This window comes from Stenotrophomonas sp. PS02300, assembly GCF_029959395.1.
In the GTDB taxonomy this organism is placed as follows: Bacteria; Pseudomonadota; Gammaproteobacteria; order Xanthomonadales; family Xanthomonadaceae; genus Stenotrophomonas; species Stenotrophomonas maltophilia_AD.
Window position 1 is genome coordinate 1 of sequence record NZ_JASCOP010000140.1, and the last position, 10,004, is coordinate 10,004.

The 10,004-nt window shown below is 63.9% G+C and carries 13 protein-coding genes; 5 read left to right on the forward strand and 8 right to left on the reverse strand.

Features of this window, described 5'->3' with window-relative positions; all coding sequences use genetic code 11:
• Positions 1 to 183: 183 nt before the first annotated feature.
• The gene (locus QMX79_RS17985) at positions 184 to 648 is read right to left on the reverse strand and encodes a hypothetical protein (RefSeq protein ID WP_282247983.1); all 465 of its coding nucleotides are present in this window, start codon (positions 646 to 648) and stop codon (positions 184 to 186) included.
• Positions 649 to 973: 325 nt separating this feature from the next.
• Between QMX79_RS17985 and QMX79_RS17990 the strand changes: the two genes are divergently transcribed.
• Positions 974 to 1,699 carry a hypothetical protein gene (locus QMX79_RS17990; RefSeq protein ID WP_282247984.1) on the forward strand — a complete coding sequence of 242 codons (726 nt, stop codon included), beginning with the start codon at positions 974 to 976 and terminating at the stop codon, positions 1,697 to 1,699.
• A gap of 43 nt (positions 1,700 to 1,742) precedes the next feature.
• On the opposite strand, the gene QMX79_RS17995 is transcribed toward QMX79_RS17990, so the two are convergent.
• Entirely contained in the window at positions 1,743 to 2,612 is an 870-nt protein-coding gene (locus QMX79_RS17995; RefSeq protein WP_282247985.1) for an NmrA/HSCARG family protein, read from the reverse strand.
• Between the two features lie 97 nt (positions 2,613 to 2,709).
• On the opposite strand from QMX79_RS17995, the gene QMX79_RS18000 reads away from it, so the two are divergent.
• Entirely contained in the window at positions 2,710 to 3,606 is an 897-nt protein-coding gene (locus QMX79_RS18000) for a LysR family transcriptional regulator (protein ID WP_282247986.1), read from the forward strand.
• Positions 3,607 to 3,849: 243 nt separating this feature from the next.
• Positions 3,850 to 4,323: a hypothetical protein gene (locus QMX79_RS18005; RefSeq protein WP_282247987.1), complete on the forward strand. Its 474-nt coding sequence runs from the start codon at positions 3,850 to 3,852 to the stop codon at positions 4,321 to 4,323.
• A gap of 87 nt (positions 4,324 to 4,410) precedes the next feature.
• On the opposite strand, the gene QMX79_RS18010 is transcribed toward QMX79_RS18005, so the two are convergent.
• Genes QMX79_RS18010 through QMX79_RS18025 form a run of 4 tightly spaced genes read right to left on the reverse strand, consistent with a single transcriptional unit; the run spans position 4,411 to position 7,085 of the window.
• Entirely contained in the window at positions 4,411 to 4,881 is a 471-nt protein-coding gene (locus QMX79_RS18010) for a nuclear transport factor 2 family protein (protein WP_282247988.1), read from the reverse strand.
• A 12-nt stretch (positions 4,882 to 4,893) separates the two neighbouring features.
• Complete coding sequence (locus QMX79_RS18015) at positions 4,894 to 5,925, reverse strand: saccharopine dehydrogenase NADP-binding domain-containing protein (RefSeq protein ID WP_282247990.1); 1,032 nt, start codon at positions 5,923 to 5,925, stop codon at positions 4,894 to 4,896.
• Complete coding sequence (locus QMX79_RS18020; protein ID WP_282247991.1) at positions 5,918 to 6,322, reverse strand: VOC family protein; 405 nt, start codon at positions 6,320 to 6,322, stop codon at positions 5,918 to 5,920. The genes QMX79_RS18015 and QMX79_RS18020 overlap by 8 nt, the downstream gene beginning before the upstream one ends.
• A gap of 19 nt (positions 6,323 to 6,341) precedes the next feature.
• Positions 6,342 to 7,085 (reverse strand): SDR family oxidoreductase, encoded by a 744-nt coding sequence (locus QMX79_RS18025; protein WP_282247992.1) that lies wholly within the window; start codon positions 7,083 to 7,085, stop codon positions 6,342 to 6,344.
• A 138-nt stretch (positions 7,086 to 7,223) separates the two neighbouring features.
• Between QMX79_RS18025 and QMX79_RS18030 the strand changes: the two genes are divergently transcribed.
• Entirely contained in the window at positions 7,224 to 8,120 is an 897-nt protein-coding gene (locus QMX79_RS18030; RefSeq protein WP_282247993.1) for an AraC family transcriptional regulator, read from the forward strand.
• Positions 8,121 to 8,150: 30 nt separating this feature from the next.
• A complete protein-coding gene (locus tag QMX79_RS18035) occupies positions 8,151 to 9,152 on the forward strand; it encodes an alpha/beta hydrolase (protein ID WP_282247994.1) in 1,002 nt (333 codons plus the stop codon).
• Between the two features lie 78 nt (positions 9,153 to 9,230).
• Here the strand turns inward: QMX79_RS18035 and QMX79_RS18040 are convergent, their stop codons facing one another.
• Both QMX79_RS18040 and QMX79_RS18045 read right to left on the reverse strand, forming a co-directional pair.
• Positions 9,231 to 9,641 carry a hypothetical protein gene (locus QMX79_RS18040; RefSeq protein WP_282247995.1) on the reverse strand — a complete coding sequence of 137 codons (411 nt, stop codon included), beginning with the start codon at positions 9,639 to 9,641 and terminating at the stop codon, positions 9,231 to 9,233.
• A 78-nt stretch (positions 9,642 to 9,719) separates the two neighbouring features.
• Positions 9,720 to 10,004: hypothetical protein (locus QMX79_RS18045; protein ID WP_282247996.1), on the reverse strand; the 285-nt coding region annotated here is incomplete at its 5' end.

A 10,004-nucleotide genomic window follows, 5' to 3' on the forward strand; every position in this document is an offset into this window, starting at 1 on the left:
TCGCTCCCACATCAGAGCCTTCTGGGCGTCGCTGTAGTAGATCCTTGGCCTGCGCTCCATCTGCAACACTCCTGCTGCCGGTAAGCAGTCTTCAGTGTGTTGCGTCGACCGGTTGAATCCAAGGCCAGAAGCGGACGTACGGCGCCTCAGCTACTTGGGCACACCCCTTCGCTGGGCGCGCGGCTAACGAATGCGAGCATCGCTTTTGCCAGCGGCCTCATGCCGCGTGATGGCCAAGACCCAACAAACGACGCTGCAGAGTGTGCCAGACAGCGCGCCTGCCAAGGGGATGATCCAGTTCCACTTGGGTGCGCCGGGGCTGATCAAGGCGATAACTACTACGGCCATCGCACTGGTGAGAAAGCCCGCACCGGCCCCCAGAAGAATGCTCTCCACGAGATTCAGCGTACGCCGTGAGGCCACGAAGGAGAAGAGCAGGCCGGTGGCGGCCGCCGGGACCGCACCCACAACGTAGCCGCCGATAGCGAATAAGATCACCATCCAGATCATTCCGAAAGTGAAGAGCTCGGCCAACGCTGGTGGATGATCAAAGACCACGAATTGCGCGAAAATGAAAATGCCGCCGATCACCGGGCCTAACGCGATAAAGATGAGAGTGGTGCGCTTCATTGCGTCGGCTCGACTCATGGCCCGAGGTCCTTACTGGAGTGCTTGCATTATGCACAGCCGGACACTCAGACACCCGTCAACGGCGTCTTCGACCATATCGGGAAGTACTGGTCGCAATTCCAGGCTTTCGCGAACCAACAGGCCCGGACGGCCACGTAGGTTTCCGGCCTGGAACAAGGGCCACCCGCAGTGCGCTTACCCGAAAGGACCACAGACCCGCCCGGGTCAAGCTTTGTGCTGTGGACCATCAGCACCATTCCTTCAAGCACATCTCCGCACGCCTCTGGTCGGGCGAATTAGAATGACGCACCGCCACCTCGCAGTTCACGAACAAGGATCGACAATGACGCTGCTCACCAATCAGGTAACCGATCGCATTCGCCAAAGCGTGGACCGCGATGACCATCCGTTCGACATCCAGTCCATGCACGTTTCCAAGGACGGGAAGAAGGCGTTGCTGCTTGGCCGCTTCGAGGATATGGATTTTCCGGAAGTCTTCATCTACAGCGCGAAGAGCGAGAAGGCCCGCCGGGTGAACAGCGATAGCACCTTCATCGATGTGCCGCTGGGCAAGGCGTTCTGGGCCGCCAACGGCCGCGACTTCTACATGAACTGCTATGACGACGACACCATCTATAAGGTGGAACTTGACAGCAAGAGCTACAAGATCAAGCAGTTCGATGAAGTGGAGCAGCGCGACGACTACATCAACGCCATGCTCAGGGAAGTGCTGGACCTGATCCGCGACGACAACAACCCTCCTGACGCGGTGGCTCCGCCTGTCATCATCGAGAACAGGCACCACGAGTTCCTCATAAAGCTCCTCGACGGATTCAAGATCGGAATCGAGGCCAGAAGAAAATGGCTTTGGCTCTTCTGGGACAATTACGAACCCGAGGTCGCCGCGACGCGCGCAAAGGAGGCGTTGATCCAGTTCTGGGGTCACTACACCACCATGGAGGAACTCAAGCGGACGCTGGGCGTGGACCTTGATACCAGCGGAATCAAGGACGAACTGGACAAGCTTGAAGCACTCTACGCTCCACCGGCTGATGAAGAGCAGCAGTGACATCCAGATAGGCCACCGCCTGCTCTATTGCTGGCGGCTGGGCTCAGCCCGCTGACGCATGCTCCGCCGCGAACGCGCCGTAGGTACGCAACGGCCGACCCAGCAAGTGCATCAACCGCTCCACGTCACCCGCGCCCGGCAGCATGCCGTCGCTGATGAAGCGCTCGGCCATCTGTCGCATGTCGTAGGCCATCCACGCAGGCATGAACTGGCGCAGGTTCTGCTCGAAGGCGGCCGTGTCATCGCCGCCGTAGGCGATCGGGCGGTTCAGCACCTCGCTCCAGATGGCAGCCACCTGTTCTCCGGTGAGTACTTCCGGGCCCACCACGTTGAGTCGGGTCAGCGCGCTGTTGTCCGGCGCCTGTTCGCGGTTGAGTAGTTCGATGGCGGCAATCTCGGCGATGTCGCGGGTGTCGATCATCGCCAGCCCCTTGCTGCCGATCGGCATCGGGTACACACCGTAGCCCTGCACCACGTCCTTGATGGTGAGGTCGTTGTCGATGAAATAGGCCGGGCGCAGGATCGTGGCGCTGAAGCCCATCTGCTCGATCATGCGCTCCACGCCGAACTTGCCGGCGAAGTGCGGCACGTTGACGTAGCGGTCGCTGTGGATCACCGACAGGTACACCACGCGCTTCACTCCGGTCTCGCGGGCGACGTTGAGGGTGATGAGCGCCTGGGTGAATTCGTCGGCGACCACGGCGTTGAGCAGGAACAGCGTGGAGACGCCCTTCAGCGCTTGGCGGAGGGAATCCACCTCCAGCATGTCGCCCTGCACCACCTCCACGGTGGCGGGCAGGTTGGCGGTGGCGGGGGTGCGGACCAGTGCGCGAACGTTTGCGCCGCGCTGGGTGAGGTGCTGGACGACCTGACGGCCGATGGTGCCAGTGGCGCCGGTAACAAGAATGGTCATGGGGTACTCCGGGTGAGTGGTGAGGCCTCATGGTTGTTGATCCGCGTGCGGACCGATAGCCCATATACTTGGACCCCCTGTCTCGCTGGTGGAACACATGGACCTGCTGGCCCTGGCCGACTTCAACCTGGTGGCGCGACACGGCGGGTTTGGCCGTGCCGCGCGCGCGGCGGACCGCCCGAAGGCAACACTCTCGCGGCGCGTGGGTGAGCTGGAGGCCAGCCTGGGGGTGCGGCTGTTCGAGCGTGGCTCGCACACGTTGAAGCTCACCGAGGAAGGTCGGGCGCTGTTCGAACGCACCGAGACGCTGCTTACCGAACTGGATGAAGCGGCCACGTCCATTGCCTCCGGCGGCGACACGCCCCGTGGCCGGCTGCGCGTGAGCGCACCGATGCTGTTCTCGCAGATGGCGCTGGGCAAGATCGCAGCCGAGTTCGTGAAGCGCTACCCACAGGTGCGGCTCGATGTCACCACCGAAGACCGCGCCGTGGACATGGTGGAGGAAGGCTACGACCTGGTGATACGGGTCAATCCGGATCCGGATGCGCGGCTGGTGGGGCGGGTGCTGATCCGGGACCGACTCGTGGCGGTGGCGCACCCTGACCTGCCCCTGCCCGCGATGGGCGAGACGGCGCCTGCGGTGTTCCGGCCGTCCAGCGATGCCACTGGCTGGGATCTGGTGACGCCGCGTGGCGAGATACGTATCGGGGTGGATCCAGTGCTGCGCCTGGGCGCACTGACCATGGTGCGCGATGCCGTTCGTGCAGGCACCGGCGCGGCGATGCTGCCCTTCTCGCTGGTTGCCGACGATCTCAGGGATGGCGCATTGGTGTCGTGGGGAGATGCGAAGGCCCCGCCCATCGAGATATGGGCGCTGTACCCCTCGCGACGACTGCTCAGCTCAAGGGTGTCGGCGCTGCTCGACCTGCTCAAGGAATCCTTCCCCGAGGGTCAGGCGGAGGAGCTGGCCGCCTTCGCAGGCGGAGGATGCTGACGGTCACGAGCGGTCATACCCAGCGGTTCGATCCGGCACACCTCTCCTGGATGAAGCCCAGGACTTCGCTAGTAATCCAAGCGCCAGATTTCAGAGTCCACACCGCACCCGCAAACCTCGGATAGGCGCTCCCGGTTAGCCTTGCCGAAGCCGCACCGAACTCAAACAGTACGGCGATTGCGGCTATTGCTGGGTTTGCGGCAGACTGTGGCTGGATTGACCAACGCTACGGAAGACTCGTCCATGAAGCATCTGCTTCTTGCTTTGCTGGTTTGTACGTCACTACCGGCAATGGCTGCGGACGCTGGCCATTCGACGGCCAAGGCTGTTTCGGTTCTGACCTTTTCCGGTGTAAAGGAGGCGATGGCCAGAAACGATCAATTGTCTCCGCAGCAAAAACGCTGTTTCGGCGCGATTCCCAATGAGGCACTGGCCGACGCCTATCTTCCACTCGTGGTCGAGCAACTTGATGCCACCATGGTGGCCCAATCCGACAGTTTCTTCGCCAGTGCGCTGGGAAAGAGATATCTGAAAGCGTTTTTTTCATCCCCATCAACTGCCGGATTCGGGGCCGACGCTTTTACTCAACGCGAAGAATCGATCATCAGAAAGACGATGAACGACCCGACGTTCACCGCCTTTGCCATGGAGACGAGCGTGGAGAATCCGGGCGCTCCGCAGGACAAGCTTCGTGGTCTGCTGCAGGCTTGCCTCTAGCAGGCTTGAGTCCTCAGGCCATTGGATCTGGCCATGTCTACGTCGTCCGCTTACGGCCAGATGCAGACTATTGACCGCCCAATCCGCTCAGATTCCAGCAAGCACGCCCGGATCACCCGTCCGCCAGACGTTGTCCACGATCACGTGCTTGATCTCCCACCCCGCATCGCGGCGGGCCAGGACAACGTCATAGCGGTTCTTCATCAGGTACTGGCGTGCGCCGTCGACGCTCGATACGTGCTGCGCTTCGACCAGCACATCCACCCGCGCCGTATCGCCGTCCACCACCACCCTGGGGTTGCTGAACGAGTGGGTGGTATCGAGCCCGCCGAGCGAAGTGGACAGCGCCTCGACGATGGTTTCCCGCCCCTGCAGCACGGGATACTCGAAGCCCGCCTTTGCGCCGGCGGGGCGGAAATCGGATATGGCGTCCTCTGTAAAGGCCGACGAGAGCAGCGCGCGGTCGCGCAGATCGATACCTGCGGCGAAGCGGTACAGCGTGTCGACCACGGCATTTGTGTCGTAAAGAGTATCGGAAGCGTTGAGGTGCAATGACATGAGCTTGAATCCTTAGCGAGACGTAGGGGTGGTTGGGTCAATGAAGGTGATACGGGTGTCGGCGATGGTCTCCGCGAAGCCGCTGCCGAATACACCCACGGGCGTCTGGAAGCCCGGGCGCGCCTCCCCTGCCAGCACGCGGCGCGCAGCCACGACCGCGGCCAAGGGCGTGAAGCTGTAGCCGTTGACGGTATCCAGCGCCGCGCGGGTGATGGCGCCGTCGGCGCCGACCACCTCTACCGCTGCCTGGTACCGGTTGTCGGCGCGCTCCTGCGCGGTGGGTCCATCCGGCAGTGCATCGATGCCGCCTTCGGGGAACGCGCTGCCAGACACATGCACGTAGGTTTCGATATCGCCCACCCCGGTCTGCCTGGCGATGGTGATCAGGTCAGGCAACGTCACCGGGAAGCAGCTCAACGGGCCCGTGCCGAAATCGAGGTCGCGCAGCGCATCCGGCGCACGCGCCGTGAGCACATCATCCTTTCGCATCAGGCACGTGGTCGTTACGTTCTGGCTGGCACTGAGCGCCGATCCGCGCGACATCGACCCCGCCACATGCAACGCGATACGGATGGACACCGGCGACGGCACACGCTCAACGGCACGTGCGGCCAGGCTGCCAAGCATCGCCACGCTGCCGCCGCTACCCGGCATCAGCATCACCCCTGCCTGGGCGGCGCTCAGGTCATGGCGCTCGGCCAGCTGGTAGCTGTCCAGTTCGGCTGCAATATCCAGGTAGTGGACACCGGTACGCAGGCAAGCCTCCATCAGCGCCTCTGCGGTATGCGCGAACGGCCCAGCGCAGTTGAGCAGCACCGCGATCTCCTGCAACCCGTTGTCCACATCGCCAGCGTTATCCAGCGCGAACACGCGGTACTCCACGCCAAGGCGCGTGGCCAGCGCCTGCAGCGGCGCTTCGTCGCGCCCCGCCAATACCAGCCTCAGCCCAGCTTCCTTCGCGTGCGCGGCAGCCATGCGCCCGGTGTAGCCGGATGCACCGTAGATCATCAGTGTCTTCGTGGTGTACGCGGCGACATCATTCATGGCCGTGCTGCCAGCTCTTGTAGACGAACTCCAGGCTGTAGCCATCCGGATCGCGCACCTGCGCGGCGTAGTAGCGTGGGTCGTAGTGCAGCTGCGGGCCGGGCGGATGGATTTCGCTGGCGCCGGCGACCATCGCGGCGGCGTGCGCGGCATCGACCATCGCCCTGGAATCTGCCACGAAGCCAACATGTGCCGCCTGCGCCGCCGCTACGCCCTGCCGCAGCCAGAAGAAGACCCGGCCCCCTGCGCCGAAGCCTTTCAGGTCCGGGTGGCCGGGTGGGCCCTGCCGGCCGTCGTAGTCGAGCCGGTTGACGATGCCTAGCGGGGCCAGCGCGGCCGTGTAGAACGCAACCGAGCGGGTGGTGTCGGTGACTGTGAGGAAAATGTGGTCGAGCATGTCGTACTCCCGTTGCGAACTAGATGTTGTAGCCGCCTGCCACTTCAATGGTCTGCGCATTGACCCAGGCCTGCTCATCACCGAGCAGCCCGGCAATGACGCGCCCCACGTCGTCCGGCTCACCTACCCGGCCCAGTGCCGTCTGCGCCGCCAGCAGGGCTTCGAATTCATCATTGAGCCCGCCACCCAGTTCGGTACGGATCGCCCCGGGTGCGACGGCGTTGACGCGGATGCGGCGTTCGCCGAACTCCTTGGCCATGTAGCGGGTAAGCACTTCCAGCCCACCCTTGAAGGCGGCATACGGCGCCACCCCGGCGGTGGCCACGCGCGTGGTGGCACTGGTGACGTTGACGATGCTTGCACCCGTACCCAGCAGCGGCAGCAGTGCCTGCGTGAGGAAGAACGGCCCCTTCAGGTGCACGTTGAACAGACCATCGAACTGTTCCTCGGTCACCGTCTCGATCGGATTGAACAGCCCAAACCCGGCGTTGTTCACCAAGCCACCCAGCGCGGAGGCGCCCCAGGTGCCCTGCAAGGTGTCCTTCACCGTCGCGGCGAATGCCGCAAAGCTTCCGGTGTTGCCCACGTCCAGCTGCAGGGCCACCGCCGTACCGCCCTCTGCCTGGATGCGCTCCACTACCTGCTGGGCAGCATGGGGCTGGGCGTTGTAGGTGAGGATGACGCCCATGCCACGCTGCGCGCAGTGCAACGCGGCGCTGGCACCAATGCCGCGGCTGCCGCCGGTGATCAGTACGTGTTTCATGCAGGTAGTCCTGTGCAGTGAGGGGAGATGCACAGGCTAGGGTCGCCGGCTGCGGCGCGCCGACCTGATCCTCGCCAATTCCTGCCTATTCCTGCTTTGCGCCTTGCCAGCCCCCTGCGGCGGGTGTCCAATGTGGCCATGGACAACGCACTGGAAGAACTGCGCCGCCTCGCCGCGCATGCCGAGAATCGCCGTACCGATACGGGCATTCCCCGCGTTGCCATGGTGCAGGGCGAGATCCCGGAGCATGCCCTGGCGGCCGTATACGAGCCGATGATCAACCTGATCCTGCAGGGAAGCAAATCCATGACGGTGGGTGAGAAGACCCTCGAATACGACCCGGCTACGTACTTCATCATGTCCGTGGACCTGCCGGCGGTGGGTGCCGTGCACCCGGCCAGCACCGGCGAACCGTACCTGGCGGTGAGCCTCACGCTGGACCTTGGCATCATCGCAGCGCTGCTGTGCGACACCACCGATGCCGCCACCGGGCGCGGCGAGCCCTCCACCCAGACCGAGGCCTTCAACGTCGCTGCCGTCACCCCGGAGCTGATGGATGCGTGGGTGCGCATGCTGCGCCTGATGGAGCGCCCCCGCGAAATACCTGCGCTGGCCCCGGCCTACGAGCGCGAGATCCTGTACCGCGTGCTGCAGGGACCACACGGGTGCATGCTGCGGCAGCTGGCCACGCCGGATTCGGCGCTGGCGCGTATCAGCAGCGCCATCCAGCGCATCCGCAGCGACTATGCCAAGCCGCTGCGTATCGCGGCGTTGGCCGAACAGGTGGCAATGAGCGAGTCCGCCTTCCACCAGCACTTCAAGTCCGCCACCGCACTAAGTCCGCTTCAGTACCAGAAGCAGCTACGCCTGCTGCAGGCCCGCCAGATTCTGGCCACGCGGGGAACAAGCGTTACCGCAGCCGCGCTCGATGTGGGCTATGAGAGTCCCACCCAGTTCACCCGCGAATACGCGCGTGCGTTCGGCCTGCCACCCTCGCAGGATGCGGCGCGCATGATGGCAAGCCGGCGTGGGTAAGCGACATGCGATTGGAACGCGCTGGATGAAATGACCACCGCCTTGGGCTGGCTCTTCGCCTTGCTCGCCTGCGCGCCTTGCCAGGCGGCGCGCACCGGCGCGGAGCCGCTGATCGACCCGCAGGATCGCGCCTGGCATCCCCAAGCACCCGCCATCGAGCAACCCTTGTGGCCGGATACCCTGGCTATTACGCTGCCCGCCACGACCGGCGCCGAACGCTTCGGCCGCAGCCCGGGGACCATTGCTGGCCAGCCGGTCACCATGGTCCAACTGGTCTCCCGGCCCAGCATGACGATCTACCGGCCGTCCGTGGCCAATACAGGCGCGGCCATCGTAGTGTTCCCTGGCGGTGGCTACCGCGTGCTGGCCATCGACCTGGAGGGCACCGAGGTCTGCGAATGGCTCGTCGGGCAGGGCATCACCTGCGTGCTGCTGAAGTATCGCGTTCCCGGCTCCGGCCCGTATTGGGCTGACGAATGCAATTGCCGGCGCATCCCCGAGGTGCCAATGGCACTGCAGGATGCGCAGCGGACCATCGCGCTGTTGCGGGCCCAGGCCCACGAACTGGGCGTAGATCCACACCGGGTGGGCGTGATTGGGTTCTCTGCCGGTGGGCGCATGGTGGCGGACGTCAGCAATGCATCGGCGCGCAGTTACGACGCCGTAGATGCGGCCGACCAGCAGGACACCCGGCCGGACTTTGCCCTAGCGCTGTATCCGGGCCATCTGTGGGACAAGGGCAAGCCGGGCCTGGCGCTGGATGCGGGAGTGCAAATCCCGAAGGACTGTCCGCCGACCTTCATTCTGCAGGCAGGCGATGACCCCACCGATGACGTTCGCCACTCGATGACGTACTACCTGGCATTGCAGCAGGCCGGGATTCCCGCTGAGTTGCACCTTTATCCGCATGGCGGCCACGCCTTCGGCCTGCGAGTTGCAAACACGCCGCTGGCGAACTGGCCGTCGCTGGCGCGCACGTGGCTTAACGAAATTGGCGTACTGGCCGATAGCGCGGCTGCGCCAGCAGAATGAGGGCCTTGGGGTTCAATCCTTCCAGAGATGGAATCGATGACCGCGCACCGCGCTAAGTCTGCTTGCGGCCGGGAGCAGTCATCCGTTTGCGTCAGGCGCAGTTCCGTTCGCAACAAGTGCACCACCGGACCAGAATTCGTTGAGATGCATCCACTGTGACAGCCCCAGAGGTCCCAGGTGCATTGCAAATACTTCAGGGCTCGTGCCCGCATTACCCCATACGTTCTGAACTGCCTCCAGAACTCCGATGACGACAAACTCCTGCACCCAAGGTGATCCGTCCTCTATCAGGCGCTCAACAGCCAACGCGAGTATCGGAAACGAAGATGAATCTCCGGCCCGATATCGCTCCAGCAGGTGCTGTGCCAGCTCGCCGGCTGCGATGTACAGGAGATCGCCGCCCCATTCGGCGAGGTGTCGTTCCCAGGCATCCTGAAACGTTGGGCACGCCTCAACGAGAAGTGGCATCGCTTGGGATTGTTCGATCATGTTGCGGCTCTCTGCGTCCCATGCAATTGGTCAGAACCAGACATCCAGCCTTGGGCAAAGCCCGGCACGGCGAGCGGGTCACCCGGCTTGGCCGTCCCCCCTCAGGAGTGACGTCACCTTGGTGTCGATCAGCTCCACCAGCTGAGGATCCATGTAACGGTAGTCATCAGCAATGTCCAGGCAGTGCAGCCGCTTGTACGCAAGCAATCGCGGAAAGCCTGCCTGCAGACGATGCAGGTGCTTGGGTTCCATGACAAGAATGACATCGGCCCAGCGGATGTCCGCTGGGCCGATCGGTCTACGGGCGTGGGGGGGGGGGGCCGCCGCCCCGGCGCGGGAGCCCCCCCCCGGTTTGGCGCCCGG